The sequence below is a fragment of the Candidatus Cloacimonadota bacterium genome (assembly GCA_021734245.1).
Taxonomy (GTDB): Bacteria; Cloacimonadota; Cloacimonadia; order Cloacimonadales; family TCS61; genus B137-G9.
In genome coordinates this window covers 1-19,245 of record JAIPJH010000020.1, presented here as the reverse complement: position 1 = coordinate 19,245, position 19,245 = coordinate 1, and the positions used below count along the sequence as shown (strand labels likewise).

At 39.0% G+C, this 19,245-nt stretch carries 15 protein-coding genes; 9 read left to right on the top strand and 6 right to left on the bottom strand.

Annotation, left to right across the window (positions count from 1 at the left end; translation table 11 throughout):
- Positions 1–66 precede the first annotated feature (66 nt).
- From rho to K9N40_04790, 6 genes are read left to right on the top strand one after another with little or no spacing between them, the layout of a single operon-like run.
- The gene (rho, locus tag K9N40_04815; protein ID MCF7813781.1) at positions 67–1,329 is read left to right on the top strand and encodes a transcription termination factor Rho; all 1,263 of its coding nucleotides are present in this window, start codon (positions 67–69) and stop codon (positions 1,327–1,329) included.
- Positions 1,329–2,540 (top strand): U32 family peptidase, encoded by a 1,212-nt coding sequence (locus tag K9N40_04810; GenBank protein MCF7813780.1) that lies wholly within the window; start codon positions 1,329–1,331, stop codon positions 2,538–2,540. Before rho ends, K9N40_04810 begins: the two co-directional genes overlap by 1 nt.
- Positions 2,540–3,499, top strand: coding sequence for an SPOR domain-containing protein (locus K9N40_04805; protein ID MCF7813779.1), 960 nt, complete (start codon positions 2,540–2,542; stop codon positions 3,497–3,499). The genes K9N40_04810 and K9N40_04805 overlap by 1 nt, the downstream gene beginning before the upstream one ends.
- 55 nt (positions 3,500–3,554) lie before the next feature.
- A complete protein-coding gene (mutS, locus tag K9N40_04800; protein MCF7813778.1) occupies positions 3,555–6,152 on the top strand; it encodes a DNA mismatch repair protein MutS in 2,598 nt (865 codons plus the stop codon).
- A 5-nt stretch (positions 6,153–6,157) separates the two neighbouring features.
- Complete coding sequence (locus tag K9N40_04795; protein MCF7813777.1) at positions 6,158–6,574, top strand: DUF3795 domain-containing protein; 417 nt, start codon at positions 6,158–6,160, stop codon at positions 6,572–6,574.
- A 1-nt stretch (position 6,575) separates the two neighbouring features.
- Positions 6,576–6,989: a DUF523 domain-containing protein gene (locus K9N40_04790; protein ID MCF7813776.1), complete on the top strand. Its 414-nt coding sequence runs from the start codon at positions 6,576–6,578 to the stop codon at positions 6,987–6,989.
- Positions 6,990–7,634: 645 nt separating this feature from the next.
- On the opposite strand, the gene K9N40_04785 is transcribed toward K9N40_04790, so the two are convergent.
- From K9N40_04785 to K9N40_04770, 4 genes are all read right to left on the bottom strand, one after another.
- A complete protein-coding gene (locus K9N40_04785; GenBank protein ID MCF7813775.1) occupies positions 7,635–7,931 on the bottom strand; it encodes an integration host factor subunit beta in 297 nt (98 codons plus the stop codon).
- Between the two features lie 500 nt (positions 7,932–8,431).
- A complete protein-coding gene (gene clpB, locus K9N40_04780; protein MCF7813774.1) occupies positions 8,432–11,002 on the bottom strand; it encodes an ATP-dependent chaperone ClpB in 2,571 nt (856 codons plus the stop codon).
- Positions 11,003–11,392: 390 nt separating this feature from the next.
- Positions 11,393–11,899, bottom strand: a complete 507-nt coding sequence (locus K9N40_04775) for a nitroreductase family protein (protein ID MCF7813773.1) — start codon at positions 11,897–11,899, stop codon at positions 11,393–11,395.
- An 18-nt stretch (positions 11,900–11,917) separates the two neighbouring features.
- Positions 11,918–12,181, bottom strand: coding sequence for a hypothetical protein (locus K9N40_04770; protein ID MCF7813772.1), 264 nt, complete (start codon positions 12,179–12,181; stop codon positions 11,918–11,920).
- A 306-nt stretch (positions 12,182–12,487) separates the two neighbouring features.
- On the opposite strand from K9N40_04770, the gene K9N40_04765 reads away from it, so the two are divergent.
- The 3 genes from K9N40_04765 to K9N40_04755 all read left to right on the top strand — a co-directional run bounded on the left by K9N40_04765 (position 12,488) and on the right by K9N40_04755 (position 16,450).
- Positions 12,488–12,919, top strand: a complete 432-nt coding sequence (locus K9N40_04765; GenBank protein MCF7813771.1) for an Hsp20/alpha crystallin family protein — start codon at positions 12,488–12,490, stop codon at positions 12,917–12,919.
- Positions 12,920–13,079: 160 nt separating this feature from the next.
- On the top strand, positions 13,080–14,519 hold the full coding sequence (locus K9N40_04760; GenBank protein MCF7813770.1) for a Do family serine endopeptidase: 1,440 nt from the start codon (positions 13,080–13,082) through the stop codon (positions 14,517–14,519).
- Positions 14,520–14,725: 206 nt separating this feature from the next.
- Positions 14,726–16,450, top strand: a complete 1,725-nt coding sequence (locus tag K9N40_04755) for a DEAD/DEAH box helicase (protein ID MCF7813769.1) — start codon at positions 14,726–14,728, stop codon at positions 16,448–16,450.
- 43 nt (positions 16,451–16,493) lie between these two features.
- Here K9N40_04755 and K9N40_04750 read toward each other — a convergent pair whose 3' ends face one another.
- Together K9N40_04750 and K9N40_04745 are read right to left on the bottom strand one after the other, a co-directional pair.
- Positions 16,494–18,746, bottom strand: coding sequence for a hypothetical protein (locus K9N40_04750; protein MCF7813768.1), 2,253 nt, complete (start codon positions 18,744–18,746; stop codon positions 16,494–16,496).
- An 11-nt stretch (positions 18,747–18,757) separates the two neighbouring features.
- The coding region (locus K9N40_04745) for a hypothetical protein (GenBank protein ID MCF7813767.1) at positions 18,758–19,245 on the bottom strand (488 nt) is incomplete at its 5' end.

The following is a 19,245-nucleotide window of genomic DNA, read 5'->3' as shown; positions in this document are numbered from 1 at the left end:
TTTTTGATCAAAATACAATAATTAGAATTTCAAGCGTGGATTAACAAGTTTTTAAAGGAGTTCAAAATGATTGACGAAGAAAGAAATCTTTTTCAATGGACAATGGTTGAATTAAAGAAATTGGCCAAAGAATTAGAAATAGAAGATATAACGGGTTTGAAAAAGAATGATCTTCTACATAAAATATTTGAAATGGAAGCAACTCAGGAAGGCCTGGCTTTTGTTTATGGCTGTTTAGAGGTTGTTGATGATGGTTATGGTTTTCTTAGATTCAAGAAGAATAATTATACTCATGGACGTAACGATATTTACGTTTCCAGTTCTCAGATAAAGAGATTCGGACTAAGAAAGGGCCACATGGTTGCAGGTCCGGCTCGTGCACCAAAAGATGAAGAAAAATATTTTGCACTTATTCGAGTTGATTCTATTAATAAGGGAGATCCTGAAGAAGTTCGTGATGTTCGTTATTTTGATAAATTAACACCTTACTATCCTGAAGAAAGACTGATATTGGAAACAGATAAAGATAATATTTCCACTCGTGTCATAGATCTATTTACACCGATTGGAAAAGGACAGAGAGGGCTGATAGTTGCTGCACCAAGAACCGGTAAAACTGTTCTGATGCAGAATATTGCAAACGCAATTCTTACAAATCACAAAGAAGTTTATGTGATAGTGCTCTTGGTAGATGAACGACCCGAAGAAGTGACCGAAATGAGGAAAATACTTATTCCCGAAAATTCGGAAGTTGTCAGTTCTACTTTTGATGAGCAGCCACGAAATCATATTCAAGTGGCAGAAATGGCAATTGAAAAAGCCAAGAAAAAAGTGGAAAAGGGTCATGATGTTGTGATAATGCTGGATAGTATCACACGTTTAGCTCGAGCTTATAACATGGCTCAACCGTCCAGTGGCAGAGTTCTTTCCGGTGGTTTGGATGCAGGTTCGCTTCATAGACCAAAGAAATTCTTCGGAGCTGCACGTAATACCTTGGAACAGGGAAGCTTAACGATCATCGCAACAGCTCTGGTGGATACCGGAAGTAGAATGGATCAGGTTATCTTTGAAGAATTTAAAGGAACAGGAAATATGGAACTTGTTCTGGATCGTTCCATCAGTGATCTGCGCATGTATCCAGCTGTTGATCTGGTTAAATCTGGTACAAGAAGAGAAGAATTACTACTTACCAAAGAAGAAGTTCAGCGTATGTTCGTACTGCGTCAATTCCTGAAAGGAATGAGTCCACTCAAAGGTATCGAAATGCTGAAAACCAAAATGCAGGCAACCAAAAGCAATGCTGAATTACTGAGGGTGATGAGTCGTTAATGGAGCTTCTATCTCCAGCAGGAAATATAGAAAAACTTAAATACGCAATAAATTACGGTGCCGCTGCTGTTTACGCAGCAGGAAGGAATTTTGGACTTCGTGCAAAAAGCACAAATTTTTCGAAAGAAGAACTCATCGAAGCTGTTGATTTTTGCCATTCCAAAAATAAGAAAATCTACATTACCGTAAACATTTTTGCACACAACTCTGATATCGATGATTTACCTGAATATTTAAAATTCTTGCAAGATATCAAAGTTGATGCTCTTATTATTTCCGATCCTGCAGTATTTTCATTGGCAAAAGAGTTTGCTCCTCAAATTCCAATTCATATCAGCACTCAAGCAAACGTAACTTCCTGGAAATCTGCTGAATTCTGGTATAAACAGGGAGCAAAACGAATAATTTTAGCTCGGGAATTAACGATTTCCGAAATTAGAGAAATTCATGAAAAAGTACCAGAAGTTGAACTGGAAATGTTTGTTCATGGTGCCATGTGTATGTCCTATTCTGGCCGTTGCCTGCTCAGTTCTTATTTGAATGCGCGATCTGCCAACCAAGGTGAATGCACACAACCTTGCCGTTGGGAATATCATCTTTCCGAACCTTCCCGTCCGGGAGAATTTTTCAATATTTCGGAAGATGAACAAGGAACTTATCTGATGAATTCCAAAGATCTTCGTTTGATTGAACGATTGTTGGAAATCAGACAAGCGGGAATTTCCAGCATAAAGATCGAAGGCAGAATGAAGAGCCTCTATTATGTGGCAAATGCTACGCGAATTTATCGCGAAGCTTTAGGAAGAATTGAACAAAATAAATCCATTGATCAAGAATTAATCGCTGAACTTGATAAGATCAGTCATCGGCATTATTCAGAAGCTTTCTTTGATGTATTCGATTCTTCACAAACTCAATATCACGGAGATTCTGCCTATATTCGAACTCATCAATTCCTGGGAAATATCATCGAAACAAGCGGCAATAAAATAAAAGCTGCGATGCGCGCTAAATTCAAAGTGGGAGATGAAATAGAGATCATCTTCCCAAACAGAAAAGACGACATGAAGTGGATAGTAGATAATATTTTAGATGAAGAAGATAATCCCTTGGAATTTACCAAACCAAATACGATTATTAAAATTATCTTGCCAAAAAAAGTGCCTGCTCATGGAATCCTAAGAAAAAAAGTTGGTTGTGATAAAGGATAATGAGATCGGGAATTTTTATAGCTGTATGTTTGCTGTTTTGTTCACAAATATTTTGTGCGAAATCTGCCCTGGAAACAAAATATAAGAAAGCAATCGATCAGCAGGATAGAAAGAAATTTGAGCCTGAACTACTTGATCTGGCAACTTCCTGCAAAGACAGTCTATACGGACAATTCGCCTTGCTTGATCTGGCAAAACTGAATCTGCTGGATCGAAATTATGCTGAAGCTGTTTCCTACCTTAAAGAGATTTATTCTCCACTAATCGAAGATAAACAATATTGGCTGGCAAAAGCCTATCTGAAAAATGAGCAGTATCAGCTGGCAATTATTTCCGCTCAAATTTATATTGCTGATTCGGAAGATTTTCATAAAGTAGAATCTGCTTTTTTCCTGATGACGGAAGCTTATCTGATGAAAGGTAACTACAAAAAAGCGTATGAAACTTTGGAAGAATTACGTGTTTCCAAGTATATAAGCGACAATATTCCACTGCTTTATTTCAAATTGGGAAATTGCCAGGAACTGCTTTCCGACTTCACTTCAGCACTGGTTTATTACAAAAAATTGAAACAGGAATTTCCTTATCATCAATACAGCTACATGGCAGAAGAACGAATTTATAAACTAAAAAATGAAGATAAAATCGACATTGATCTTTCCGCTTTCAGTTCCTATTTACTGGTCGATCCTAATAAGAAACCACCTGATCAAAATCAAAATGAAAACAAACTTTATCTCCAGGTTGGAGCGTTCAGTTCCAGGCAAAATGCCAATAAACTGGGAAGCAAAATTAAAACTATCGGTTACAGTTATTCTGTTTTTACCAAGATAAAAAATAGTAAGAAACTAAATGTGGTCATGGTCGGTCCTTTTCCGGATGAAACAAAACTGACAAGTGCCATGAAAAAGTTGGAAAAGAACGGCATAAAATCTTTCCTGGTAAAAAAATACGACTAAAATGAAGACAAAAAAAACTCAACCCGAGAAAACAAAAAAGAAAAAACTTACACCGATGCTGAAGCAGTTTATGCAGATCAAAGATAAACATCCCGATAAACTGCTGCTTTTTAGAATGGGAGATTTTTACGAAACCTTTTTTGAAGATGCTAAAACTGCATCCAAAATTCTGGGGATCACGCTGACAGCCCGCGATAAAAAAGCCGATGACCCGATTCCGTTGGCTGGTTTTCCGCATCATGCACTCAACAATTATCTGGATAAACTGGTAAAAGCCGGTATGAAGATTGTGATCTGTGAACAAATGGAAGATCCCAAATTGGCAAAAGGTTTAGTGAAACGTGACATTGTCGATATCATCACGCCTGGTTCGATAATCGATGGCAATCTAATCGAATCGACGGCAAATAATTATCTGGCAGTAATTTATAAACCAGAAAATAAATCAAAAACCGGTCTTGCATTGCTGGATGTTTCTACAGCAGATTTTCTGTTTACGGAATTGGAAAATGATCAACTTGCCAATGAACTTATCCGTTTTCAAACTAAAGAAATTATCGTTCAAAATGAAGAAATGGAAGTAGATATCCAAAAGCTGAAATTGGAACCGCAACCCACGATCACAGTTTTCGACAACTGGTATTTCGACACGGAAGAGGCAGATCGAACCTTGAAATCACACTTTGGAATTACAACTCTGGAAGGTCTGGGAGCACGTCATAAACCGCTTGGTAGAACAGCTGCCGGAGTTGCGCTTTCTTACATTAAATCTTTAAAGAATGATAATCTTAAGCATATTAGCAACTTGCGATTTTATTCTCTGGAAAACTATATGCAGCTGGATGAAACGACTCGCAGAAATCTGGAACTTCTAAAATCGATGCGCTACGGCACCAGTTTTGGCAGTCTTATCTCGATTTTGAATAAAACTGAAACAGCGATGGGAGCTCGTAAAATAACAGAATGGCTGCTGAATCCTCTCATTGATGCAGAGCAGATAAATAAACGGCTCGATGCTGTGCAGATTTTAAAAGAAGAATTCCTGCTGACAGAAGATATTCGCTCGATCCTGAAAAATGTCGGTGACCTGAGCCGCATTCTCAGTAAAATAGGTTCGATGCGAGTGAATCCACGTGATGTGATTGCTTTACGGAATTATCTGGATACTGCACCGCTTCTGGCAAAAATAATTTCAGAACTGGATAATCAGCTTTTGAGTGAATTGCATTCCCAGATCGTAGATTATTCTGAGATTATCGATCTTATCGATTCTGCTATCGAAGAAGAAGCACCACTGCAAATTACAGATGGGAATATCATCAAAGATGGTTTCAATAAAGATCTCGATGAACTGCGAGAGATCAGTAAAAGCGGCAAAAGCTGGATTTTCCGACTTGAAGAAGAAGAACGTAAAAGTACCGGAATTTCTTCTTTAAAAGTAGGTTACAATCGAGTTTTTGGATATTACCTGGAAGTTACCAAAACCCACAAAGATAAAGTTCCGGAACATTATATTCGTAAGCAGACTCTGGTAAATGCCGAACGTTACATCAGTCCGGAACTAAAAGAATATGAAGCAAAAGTTCTGGGAGCGGAAGAACGCATCAAAAGCCTGGAATACGAACTTTTTTCCGATATTCGGGAAGAGCTGTATGAAAAAGTGGAAATGATGCAGAAATTCGTGGAAGTGGTGGCAAATCTGGATGCACTTTCGAACCTGGCTTACCTGGCATATCACAACAATTATTGCCGTCCGCAGTTCAATGATGAAGGAATTGTAAAAATTATAAATAGCCGCCATCCAGTCATTGAACGAATCCTGGAAAATGAAGAGTTCATTCCCAATGATGTGCAGATTTCCGATGAAAATATGATCAGCTTGATAACTGGACCAAACATGGCAGGAAAATCTACATATCTGCGCCAGGTTGGACTTCTGGTAATAATGGCACAAATGGGAAGTTTCATTCCGGCAGAAAGTGCTGATCTTCCTGTTTTCGATAAAGTTTTCACTCGCGTGGGTGCATCTGATAATCTGGCGATGGGGCAGAGCACGTTCCTGGTAGAAATGATCGAAACTGCCAATATCTTGAATTCTGCAACTCCCAATTCGCTTATTTTGTTGGATGAAATCGGGCGTGGTACCAGTACTTTTGATGGTTTGAGTCTGGCCTGGTCGATCGTGGAATATATTCATAATAACAAAAAAATATCCGCGAAAACTCTTTTTGCCACACATTACCATGAACTCACAGAATTGGAAAATGTGCTGGATAAAGTCAAAAATCTGAATGTGGTCGTGAAAGAATGGAATGACGAAATTATTTTCCTTCGCAAAATAGAACGTGGTACTGCCGATCAAAGTTATGGAATTCAAGTAGCTCGTCTGGCAGGAATTCCCAAGCGTGTTATTTCCAGAGCAAAGCAGATCCTGCAAAATCTGGAAGAGCATGAATTAAGCGCTCAAGGCTTGACGGCAACAGCAAGAAAACAATTGAAATCAGCTTCCAGCCAGATGAATATTTTTGAAGCTATCATCGAAAAGTCAGATCAAAAAAATGAGATTCTAGAAGAAATTAGAAACATGGATGTGGAAAATATGACTCCGCTGGAAGCAATAAAAATTCTATCGGAACTTCAGGAGAAATTATAATGAATATCGATTATCAACAATTAACCGCTCCCTGCGGTTTGGACTGCTGGAATTGTCTAATCTATCAAGCTGCAGAAAATGAAAAACTAAAAAAAATGATAGCTGATAAATTGAAAATTCCGGAAGAAAAGGTGTCCTGTCGAGGTTGCCGGGCAGAAAAGGGGCAAATTGGATTTCTGGATATGAACAGTTCCTGTAAAGTGTTTAGATGTATCACAGGAAAAGGAATTTATTCCTGCGTTGAATGTGACGAAATGCCATGTAACAATCTTCATCCTTTTGCTGATCTGGCTGATAAAAGACCACATAATTTGAAGCTTTTTAATTTGTGTCAGATCAAAAAATTGGGAATAACGGAATGGGCAGAAAAAAAAGCCAAGCAAAACCGTGAGCGTTATTTCAAGGGAAAGCTGGAGTTATAAAATGATCCTGGTAAGTGCCTGTCTGGCAGGAATTAAATGTAAATACGACGGTGGCGACAACAAGTGCGATAAAGTTGTGGAGCTGGTGAAGAAAGGTTTGGCAATTCCGGTTTGTCCCGAACAACTTGGCGGACTTTCCACTCCGCGCAATCCAGCCGAAATTGTAGGTGATCAAGTCATTTCAAATCGCAAGATAGATGTAACTGAGAACTTCCAAAAAGGTGCAGAAGAAACATTGAAAATCGCTCAAATGATCGGTTGTAAAAAGGCAATCCTGAAACAGTGTTCGCCTTCCTGTGGATTTGGTGAAATTTACGATGGCTCATTCAGTGGAATCATAAAATCTGGAAACGGCATTACAGCAGAACTTCTGGCAGAAAATGGAATTGAGATTATTACAGAAGAAGAATTGTAGGTAGAATTTAGAGTTTAGACTTCAGACTTCAGACTTCAGACTTCAGACTTCAGACTTCAGACTTCAGACTTCAGACTTCAGAAAAGATTCAAATCATAATCGCTTTTTTTTGACTTCGTAAATCACAAAAGCCCACGAATTCATTCGTGGGAAACATAATCCCGATAATAAAATTTACAATGGTTTTAACCATTTCGATAAATCTTAATGTTTTTGCTGATCTTCCACTATCGGTTATTTGAAAATTTTCAAGACGTAGATAATGAACGAAAAGACTCCTCAAAACGTGAAGTTCAACATTCTTTTAAACGGCTAGCAGTAAAGCTTGCAGAATTTCACGAGATCCTTCCGTCTTCGCAGAGCTTCGCCGGACACAGTCGCAAGTCGGGCTAAAGGATTCCTCAGGATGACGCGTATTTATTATTAAGACTTCGTAAATCTCAAATCGTTAATCGTAAATCTAAGATCATCTGATAATAAAAATGCCGAGATCTCAGTTGAGTTCCCGGCAAATTTATTAATAGAGCTTAATAATTATTTATTTACCCTTTTTCTTGTGTCTGTTTTTACGCAGACGTTTTTTTCTTTTGTGATTACTGATCTTGTATCTTTTTCTTTTTTTTCCGCAGGGCATTAATCCTCCAACTATTTCAGCAGGTTCTGGTTGGCTTCATCCACTTCGTCTTTGAAAGCTCTTGAAAATTTGAAGGTAGGAACTACACGGCGAGGAACTGTAACTTTTTCTTCTGTTTTTGGATTGCGGCCGATTCTTTCTTTTCTTTCTTTAAGTTTGAAAGTTCCGAATCCTCTGATCTCGATATGTTTCCCATCTTTCATTGAATCTTTTACTGCTTCCAGAAAAGCGTCTACTGCCAGAGCAACATCTTTGCGAATGATGCCTGTTTCTGCTGATACGATTCTTACTAAATCTGCTTTTGTCATAACTTTATATCTCCTTATAAATTAATCATCGGTACTTGTTTTTTTTTATGCTGGCTTATCTGTCAAGCACTTTTTGTGTAACTTTTTTAATATTCATAGCTTACATTGATTTCGTGACTACTTGCTGAAAAACTTCAATATTACTTCTTCTTTATTATACTTGGAATGCCCCTCTGTGCCAAGATTACACTGGACACTTTTCTACACTAAATTAGTGTTGAAAATAGGAAGGTGAAAAATGAAGATCGTTGATATTACCGAAAAATATTTCCCGACTTTTGCCTGCTGTACCCTCTTTGTAAGAGAGGGGAGAGCCAAGAGTGAGTTAAAAACAAAACAGGAGTTTCAAAAAAAAAGTTCCCAAATCCGACTTCGCTGAACTACGATGCGATAAACCGGAGTTTGGGAACAAGTGTCGCTTCTTCCTGCTTTTCTACGTTCTGCCCTGCCTGCCGTGCCGTAGTAACACGAAGGCTGGTTAAGGGAAGATTGCAGATGGGTTAACTAAATTTAAACTCATCCCCTTCCACATCAATTTTAATTTTCTGACCTGGCAGCACATTACCTTCCAAAAGTTCAATTGCCAATCTGTTTTCAATCTCTTTCTGGATCACGCGTTTCAAAGGTCGCGCACCAAACTGCGGATCGAATCCCATTTCGGTGAGTTTATCCAGCGCTGCTTCCGAAAATTCCAATTCGATATTTTTATCTTTCAGCCGTTTATTCAGAATTTTAAGCTGCAGTTTCACGATCTGGCGAATCTGCTCTTTATCCAACCTGTGGAAAACGATGATATCATCCAGACGATTCAAAAATTCCGGACGGAAATACTGCTGCAAAGCTTCTTTCAGGTTGGCTTTGATCTCTTCTTCCGGTTTATCGCCCATTTCGTAGATAAACTGCGAAGCAACGTTGGAAGTCATGATGATGACTGTGTTTTTGAAATCTACTGTACGTCCTTTTCCGTCGGTCAAACGACCGTCATCCAGAATTTGCAGAAGAATATTGAATACATCGTGATGTGCTTTTTCGATCTCATCCAGCAGAATGATGGAATATGGTTTTCTGCGCACCGCTTCCGTGAGGTAACCGCCTTCTTCATAACCAACGTAACCGGGGGGTGCACCGATCATTCTCGCCACGGAATGCTTTTCCATGAATTCGCTCATATCGATGCGGATGATGGCTCGGTCTGTATCGAACATGAACTCCGCCAAGGTTTTGGCGAGTTCGGTTTTTCCCACGCCGGTTGGCCCCATGAACAGGAACGAGCCGATTGGTTTATCGGCATCGGAAAGTCCGCTGCGGGAACGGCGGATTGCATTGGACAGCGCAATAATTCCTTCTTTTTGTCCGACCACTCGGTTGGAAAGCACATCTTCCATTTTTACCAGTTTCGCAAGTTCGCTCTGCATCAGTTTGGAAACTGGAATTCCTGTCCATTTTGCCACCACTTCGGCGATCATTTCTTCATCCACGACTTCCTTGAGCAGCTGCTGGTCTTTGGGAATTTCCTGCACTTTTGCTTTCAGATCTTCCAGTTGTTTCTGTTTATCCACCAGTTCACCGTATTTTAGTCGGGAAACTTTATCCAGTTCTCCTTTTCGTTCGGCAATTTCGGCTTCTGCTTTTATCTGATCGATCTTTTCGGAAAGTTCGCTGATCTGTTTGAGAAGATTTTTTTCATGTTCCCAACGGACACGAAGATTTGCCTGCTTTTCTTTCAAGTCAGCCATTTCCTGGTTGATCAGTTCCATTCTTTCTTTGGAAACTTTGTCTTTTTCCCGTTTTAAAGAAAGTTTTTCAATCTCCAACTGGCGCAGTTTTCTTTCTACCAATTCCAGATCCTGCGGCATGGAATCGATCTCCATTCTCAGGCTGGAACAGGCTTCATCCATTAAGTCTATAGCTTTATCGGGCAAGAAACGATCCGAGATGTATCTGTTGGAAAGCATCGCTGCCGAAACCAGAGCAGTATCTGTGATCTGCACTCCATGATGTACTTCATATTTTTCTTTGATTCCCCGCAAAATGGAAATAGTATCTTCTACGTTCGGTTCATCAATCAGAACAGGCTGGAAACGACGTTCCAGAGCTGCATCTTTTTCGATGTATTTGCGGTATTCATCCAACGTTGTCGCCCCGATACAATGCAGCGTTCCACGCGCCAGAGCGGGTTTGAGCATATTCGAAGCGTCCACAGCACCTTCCGCAGCTCCCGCTCCCACAACAGTGTGAATTTCATCAATGAAGAGAATTATCTTGCCTTCCGCTTTTTCTACTTCTTTCAGCACAGCTTTCAGGCGTTCTTCAAATTCACCGCGAAATTTTGCTCCGGCCAGAAGTGAGCCCATATCAAGTTCCACTATATCTTTGTGCTTCAAGTTTTCGGGAACGTCCAAGTCCACAACTCGGCGAGCCAAGCCTTCCACTATCGCTGTTTTTCCAGTTCCAGGTTCTCCGATCAGAACAGGATTATTTTTCCTGCGACGCGAAAGCGTCTGGATTGTTCTTCTAATCTCATCATTACGACCGATCACCGGATCGAGTTTACCCAGCCGGGCCAGTTTAGTCAGGTTACGAGCATATTTTTCCAGGGCTTGATATTTTGCTTCCGGGTTCTGATCGCTTACCTTCTGATTGCCCCGAACTTCTTTTAAAGCTTTCAATACTTTGTCTTTGGATAAACCATATTTATTGAGAGAAGAAGGAAGTTTGCCTTTTTCCAGGATTGCCAATAGCAGATGTTCCACACTTACGTATTCATCCTGCAGTTTTCCGGCTTCTTTTTCAGCTTCAGAAAAAACAGTATTCAACTCTCTGGAAAGTCCGGTCTGATAAACACCTTCGATTTTCGGCTGGTTTTGCAGAAAAGAATTCAGATCTTCTTCTACAGCTGAACTTTCAATATCCAGTTTTTTGAGAAGTGATTTGGTAAATCCTTCTTCCTGCTGAACCAGTGCCGAAAACAGGTGAACAGGAGTTATCTCCTGATGACAAAAATCTTCAGCGATCTGACGCGCCTTTTCCAAAGCTTCCTGAGATTTTATGGTAAATCTGTTTATGTTCATAAATTACCTCCTACCTATAATTTCAAATTCTTTTCTGCTCCCCTTTGTAAGGGGAGATCGAGAGGGGTTTTGTTGATGAAAAATAAGTCCATTAAAGAGAAAAACCCCTTTTATTCCCCCTTTAAAGGGAACTGATTTTTTTTAACATTTTTACGAAACAGGAGTTTCGTATGCTTTTATTTTCCCAAACAGGAATTTAGGAACAAGATCCCTAAATCATTGAAAAGGCTGAGTGATAGAATTTTTCCAATTAAAGCCTTTTCAAGTTAACATTGCAACAAGAGAAAATTAATCTACCCCGGATTTGCCTTATTGCAAAGGCTTGAGTTAGAAAACGGATTTTCTTTTTTTGTTCTTACCCCCAAGCTTTGCTTTGGGGCAATTCCAAAACTAAAAACTATCCCACAAGATTACTTCTTCTTTTGGTTTTAGATTGCGCTTGCCTTTTTCTACATCGGGATAGCCAAGTGGCAGCAATCCTACAATTTTATAATCTTTCGGCAGATTGATCAACTCAGCCATTTTATCGTGATAGAATGCTCCGATCCAACAGGTTCCCAAACCCAATTCAGCAGCCTGAAGAACAATGTGCTCAGCTGCGATTGCTCCATCAATAATCGGCGCGTTCATCCCGCAAGTCATAACGTAATCAAAGTTTGTGTTGCAGATTGCAATTGTAATTGGGGCTTCTGAAACAAATTTCTGTCCTCTACAGATTTCAGTGAGTTGTTTCCTTTTTTCAATATCTCTGATTACGACAAATTTCCAGGTTTGTTTGTTGCTTGCTGAAGGAGCCAAGCGAGCAGCTTCCAGAATTTCATCCAGTTTTTCCTGTTCCACCGGTTTGTCTTTGAATTTTCTTGCACTAAAACGATCTTTGATTGCTTGAATTAACATTTTACCTCCTACTTAAAATTATTTTACTAATATCTTTTGAAAAAAAAATTTCTTAATTATCAATTTTTCATTCCCACTTTCAATTAATTCTGGTCCTTGCTTTTTGAATTCTAATTGTCCTTTATCATTTTTTACTAATACTTCACCTTCCAACATCAAACAATCCTGGATTGCATCATAATACCAATCAACCTGAAATGCTTCTTTTTCCCAGGACGGCCAATCACGAACTCCCCGATCCAGGATTTCTTTTTCACCCAGATTATCCAGCTTTACTATCATTATCCCTCCATTTATAAATTGAATTTCTGAAAATAGAAGAATAATAAATATTTCTTGTAAAATGCAATAATATTCTTTATTCCTTATTTAAAAAAACCGGTACAAATTGAGAATTATTTTAAAAAATCAACAAATTCACACAATATTCACTCTATACGGTTTTGACAAAACAAAAACTAATCAGCTTTTGATCGATGTCAACAAGAAAATTAGCAGTCTTTTAAAAAGAGTGCTAAAAAAATTCTTGCGCGATTTGCTTTCTCGATTATATTGTCTCCAGATAAAAAATTGGAGGAGGTAAGAAAAATGAAAGTAGTACCTTTTAACAACAACAGGAAAAACTTTTATCCAATGATGTCGCTTTTTGACAAATTCGTGGATGACTTCTTCAAAGGTGAAGAAGTTCAGGACAAGCAGAGAACAATGGCAATCGACATTCTGGAAGAAGACGACAAATTTGTGATCGAAGCAAATCTGCCTGGCTTCAAGAAAAAAGATGTGAAGATTTCTGTGAACAACAACGAACTTGTCATCGAAGCTCAAAAAGAAGAAAAGAAAGAAGAAAAGAAAGGTTCCTATTGCCGTTGCGAGCGTTATCAGGGCAGCTATCGTCGTGTACTCAGTTTGAATGACGAAGTGGACAGCAACAAGATAGCCGCCAAATTTGAAGATGGCGTTCTGAAACTGGACATTCCCAAAAAAGAACCTGTACCTTCCAAAGAAATTAAAATTGGATAAAAGTAAAAAAAATCGAGAAAGCCGTGAAACCATTCACGGCTTTTTCGTTATATCAAGTGTAAATAAAAATTTTTTATAAAGGATAAATTCCTTAATATGGAGGTAGCTTATTGCATTTGATAGGGTTATCATTTAAACAAAAAACAATTTTGGAGGCAACATGAAATTTAAAATTCTTATTATAGTTCTGATCGCAGCAGCCTTAGCGATCCAACCACTAAACGCACAATATCCTGTAACTGCAGATGGAAAAAGCCCTTTTGTGGATGTGGTAAAGAACATTCGGGAATCGGTCGTAAATATTCAAGTGGAATATGAACAGTCTTTTAATGCCAGGGGACAATTACCATTTAATGATGATTTCTTTAAATTCTTTTTTCCAAATCCGCCCCAGATGCAGCCCCGTAAAAGCGTGAGTATGGGAAGTGGATTTATATTCGAAAAACAGGGGCAGGATGTTTATATCATTACAAATAATCACGTTGTGCAAAATGGTGAAGATGGAGAGATCACAGTAACTTTGGCCGATAAAGCAAAATATACTGCTGAAATTGTCGGTTTGGATTCCGAAACAGATCTGGCAGTCATCAAGATCGAAGTTGAAGAATTTGAACAGATCACAGTTGTGGAGTTGGGAAATTCCGACAATCTGGAAATCGGTGACTGGGCGATAGCGATCGGAAATCCCTTTGGTCAGTTAGGTTTGGAACGAACCGTTACAGTCGGTGTGATTTCTGCAACAGGAAGAGCTAATCTTAATTTTGGATCGGATTCTCCCATTTATCAGGATTATATTCAAACCGATGCAGCCATCAATCCGGGAAATTCCGGTGGACCACTACTTAATTTGAAGGGAGAAGTTATTGGTGTGAATGCAGCCATAACAAGTACTAGTGGTGGTAATGTGGGAATTGGATTTGCCATTCCAGTAAACCTGGCAAAAAAAGTTTCGCAAGATCTGATGGAAAAAGGACAGGTCGTGCGAGCTTATATTGGAATTCTGCCACAGGAAATCGACTCTGATCTGCGTGAAAGCTTGGATCTGGATAAAGTTCAGGGTGTGCTGGTAACCAAAGTAGAAGAAGATACTCCTGCCGAGGAAGCTGGCTTGAAACGTGGTGATGTGATAATTGAATTTGGTGGAAGTGAGATCGAGAATGTGGCTAAATTCCGAATCTTGATTGCCAATAGTGAGATCGGCAAAGAATATCCGCTAAAAGTGATCAGAAACAATAAAGAGAAGAAATTGAAAGTAACTCTTGTTCCAAGACCGGATCTGGAAGAAATCGCTGCCAGCGAAAATGACAGTAAACAGTCCAGTGAACTTGGCTTGCAAGTGGAATCGGTAAACGGTGATTTTGCCAGAAGGAACAACATTAATGAAGATGAAGGAGTCATTATCACCAAGATCGAACCAGACAGCCCGGCAGCTTCTTCTCAATTGAAAGTAGGAGATATCATCCTGGAAATCGATCAGAAAAAAATAGATAGTGTGAAAGATTTCCGCCAGTCAACAGACGATATCAAAGAAGATGTGATTCTGCTCTACATCAAAACTTCCAGCGGAAATTATCAGTATGTTACAGTGAAGATAGATTAATTGAACCTTGCAAATGGTCTTCTGACCTTCACAATGGTGTAAGAATTTTTAAACCTTCCAGGCTTTCAAAACCTGGAAGGTTTTTATCTGTCAAACAAATAGCTTGCTAATATAACTGCCTAAGAAATTATAGTTTACGTGATTTTCAGAAACAAATTTATTTCTTTCTGGCTGTTACAAAAAAAATAGGAAAAAATAGGATTTAAATGAGCAATTTAGAAAAATTTGAAAAACTCGGATTATCCGAGAAATCTCTTCTGGCAATTGGCCACAAAGGATTTGAAGAACCATCACCAATACAGAAATTAACAATTCCCTTACTTTTAAAAAATGAAAAAGATATTGTTGGTCAGGCACAAACCGGAACCGGTAAAACAGCTGCTTTTGGCCTGCCGATCATGGATCAAATAGAAGAAAACAGCCGTAAAATTCAAGTATTGATTATGGCTCCAACTCGTGAATTGGCAGTTCAGGTTGCCGAAGAAATGAACTCATTTCGTGGTGGAAGAAATATCGGAGTTTTACCGATTTATGGCGGGCAGTCTTACGATCAGCAGTTGCGAAGATTGAAAAAAGGTGTGGAAATCGTGGTGGGAACGCCCGGACGTGTGATCGATCATATAAAACGTGGAACACTGGTTTTAGATGATATAAAATTTGCCGTGCTGGATGAGGCTGATGAAATGCTGAACATGGGATTTATTGAAGATATCGAATTGATACTTTCCAAAACTCCCAAAGAAAAGAGAGTTCTGCTGTTTTCTGCTACAATGCCTAAACGAATTTTGAGCCTGGCAGAAAATTATATGGATGACTTTCAAGTTGTAAGAGTCGATACAAAACAACTTACAGTTGATCAGACGGATCAGATTTATTTCGAAGTACGGGCTTCCGATAAATTTGAAGCATTGTGCAGAATAATCGATGTGGAAAAGGAATTTTACGCTCTGGTTTTTTGTAGAACAAAGCTTAAAGTGGATCATGTGGCAAATGCCCTCATCGATCGTGGTTATGACGCAGCAGCTTTGCATGGAGATATTTCTCAAGCTCAACGAGAAAGAATTTTGAACCAGTTCAAAAACAAGCGCATCAATATTCTGGTGGCAACAGATGTAGCGGCACGTGGAATCGATATAGACGATCTTACTCACGTTCTGAATTATTCCATTCCGCAAAATCCGGAAAGTTATGTTCACCGCATCGGAAGAACAGGCAGAGCAGGAAAAGAAGGAACTGCGATCACATTTATCACGCCGTCCGAATATCGTAAGTTAATGCAGATTCAGCATGTTTCCAGATCGGAAATTCGCAAAGAATCACTTCCCAAAGTGAAAGAATTACTCAAACTGAAAAGAGCGCGAATTGCAGAAGAGCTTGATGAAATAATCGTGGATAAAAGTTTTCAGGAAAATCTGCAGCTGGCAGAAGAACTTCTCTCGGATTATCCTCCGCAAAAAATAATAGCAGCGCTGCTGGCTCATGCCTACAAAAATGAATTTTCGGCAGATAAATATGTGGAAATTTTTGAACCGCAGAGGGAAAAGAAATCAAAACATAAAGATCGAAATAGCAATTCTCCCGATCAATCCGGAATAACCCGACTTTTTATTGCTTTGGGAAAGAAGGATGAGCTAACTCCAAAGAAATTGGCTCTGATGATCCAGAATGAAGCAATGGTCGATGCGAAATTGATAAGAGATGTGCAACTGTTTGATAATTTTTCTTTTGCCAATGTACCATTTGAAGAAGCTGAAGCCATCATCGATGCTTTCCGCAAAAAGGGAAGAGACAAAAAACCTCTTATCGTGGAAGCGAAAGGAAAAGATCAAATTCGCAGCAAAAGAAGTTTTCGTACTGGCAGAAAATCAAATAATAAAGATAAAAGGTTTAACCGTTCTTCCAAGAAAGGAAGAAGTAAAAAAAGATATTAGATTAAATATTACAGAAACGTCAGGATGACGGCATTTTTCCTCGCTATTTAATCTTCTTCACGCTGTGAATGATGCGGTACAGTACGTAAGAAATCACAATTGCACCTCCATAGGCGATGAGAACAATGTAGGTAAATTTTGCCCAACTGCCAAAAGTATCCATCAGCATGCCGCCGAAATAATCGCCCAGAAGTGAGAAAGGAATGATAACCAGCGACAGGATGAAAACCGTCAGATCTACGATCGATTGACGTTTGGTTTGCAGATAATCATTCAATTCGGTGATGGAATTATCCACGTTTTCACTGATATCTTTGATCTTGAGTTTCTGGAAAAATTTATCCCAGATCTCGTTCACCAGCGAATTGGAAGTAAGATTGAAAAGCACCGATCTGGTTTTCAGTTTGATCAGGAAATCTTTCAGTCGATTCAATTTCTTAACGGTTTTTCCCGGTTTCTGATTGTGATAATTTATTTCCGTTACCGATTCTTTAATAAAATTTAAGGAAGTAGAAAGCATCAGACCATTGAACACAACATATTGCAGAATGTTCGACCAAAGCTCTTTGTATTGACGTCTAATCGAAAATTCCAGGTCAGGATCGTTATCTCGAACAGCAAAAGTGATACCGGTAGGTTGAATGTGACAAAATGAATATCGGGAAATGGAAACCGTTTCATCTACATTTAGTTGCGAGAAATTTGTTTTGTATGGCGTGGAAGAACCAGCTGCGAAATTCTTTACGATTTGATGAAAAAGTTTCCTGTCCGAATCTGTGTTCATATCGTTGGCAGATTTCAGCGAAAACAACCAGTTTTTGTAGATCAATTCCGCTTTGATCTCAGATAGAAACGAGCATGTGTTTTTATCCAGAACAGATTGCAATTCCAGGTTGTCGTTGAATTTGTTATTTTCGATAAAAAGATCGGAAAGACTGTATTTTGCAGCTGGAAAGCTCAATTCCACAAAAAGTAGTGCGATCTTATCGTTATGAATGAAAACACGGCAATTTTGATTTTGATAGATCGACAGCATTTTCTTATCGGAACAAGCCAGGAAATTATGAAATGATTGAGAAAGGATAGTTTTTTCAGGAATTACTTCCTGCCATTCTGCAAATTTTTTACGGATTTGTGGCTGCTCTGTCAAATTTATCTTAAAGATCAAATCGCATTTGGAAGCGGAATTTGCATAATAACTGAATGCAAAAGGAAAATCGTGCATGATCTGTTCGATTTCAGAAAGATTCAATTTGGTTCCGTTTCTGGGGCTGGCCACGATCGTCCATTGATGTGCGCGACCGTCGTACCAGGGATCGGAAAGCGGATATTCGGTAAAACGCGGACCTTTCTGCGTGAGAGGATTTTGCTTTGCTTCCCGAAATTTCTGTTCTTCATTCCTGTTCAGAGCATCTCCCAAACCCAGCAGATCGACTTGTTCTTCGGCAGGAAGATCAGGATCGACGCTGAGAATATAATTGGTATTTCTGTGGAATTCCGAAGCTGAAAAAATTATCAGAGAAAACACGTATTTCGGCAAATTCATCTCTTGTGAATCGATACCTTTGCGCAAGAGAAGCTTGAACAAACTGCAGGAAGGGTCTTTATAGATAACTCCGGCAACTTTAGTCAATTCCCTGGTTTTTACCAGTGGTAATTCAATTTCGATCTCCCGAAATTTTTCTTTGTTTTCCCGATCTGACAGATATTTGTTTATCTCTTCTTTCAGCGTGTTTTTTTGCTCGTCGAACTGGTTTGTATCAGCAAAAAGATTGGCTGGAATTTTTTTGTCGAAACCAGAAAGTTTACTCATCAGATGATCAAAAATTTCATATCCGGTTTGCACAATTGCCAGGTTTTTGGCTTCAAAATTTTTGGTATGATCATTCAAGATCATTTCCTTGGCAACTTCAAAGATCGTGTAAAGTGAAGGATCGTTTAAGTTGATCGCTTCCATTTCCAAAGCCTGATCCACTTTGAGTGCATAATCTGCCAGAAGCTGCAATTTGCTTGAAATCGCAGAATCTTCTTTTCGCATTATTTTTTCGGCAATATAGGCAGAAGCTACGCAATCAAAATCGGGCCAGACATGCAAAACGATAGTGGTGTTTTGCACGTCGGTAATCCAAGCGGTAATGTAATCTTTGTGCTGCAGCGCCAGGCTGGCAGCACAGGTTTTTTCAAAATTGTGATGATGATCGATAATTCCCAGACAGAGATCGTTTCCTACATCCAGATACAGTTTATTTTTCTGAGGAGAAACCACTCCACCGCTTTCGATAAATTCAAATTTCATCTTTACCTCATCTATTCAAATTCCGGAATTTCCGGCTCAAAATTCTGCAGCGTTATAAAAAGTTCGCCAAACAATTTTTTAAAAAATCGGGAAGGTTTTTTTTCATATTGTTCTGTGAACGGCTCGACTATCCATTCTTTTGCCACGTTCCTGAAAGCCGGATAACGACCGAAAATGGCACTGGTAAAATCAGCATAAATCCAACCTGTTAAAAATCCATCCACAAATTCCGTGATATCTTTTATTTCAACTTCTCTGCCTTTTTTGTCGATCTGAAAAACGTTTGACCGCAGAATTTTAAACTTCTGGTGCAAAGCGGTTTTGGACTGCTGATTCAATTCCAACACGAATCTACGGGATTTTTCATTTGCCGCTGCTGTGTAGGAATTCACCAGTTTTGCCAGCATCATTTCAGTTTCTTCAGGATGAGCATATTGCATTATTGCCAAAGCTTCGATCATAGCTCTATCGACCTTATCTCGTTCATTCCCAAAAATAG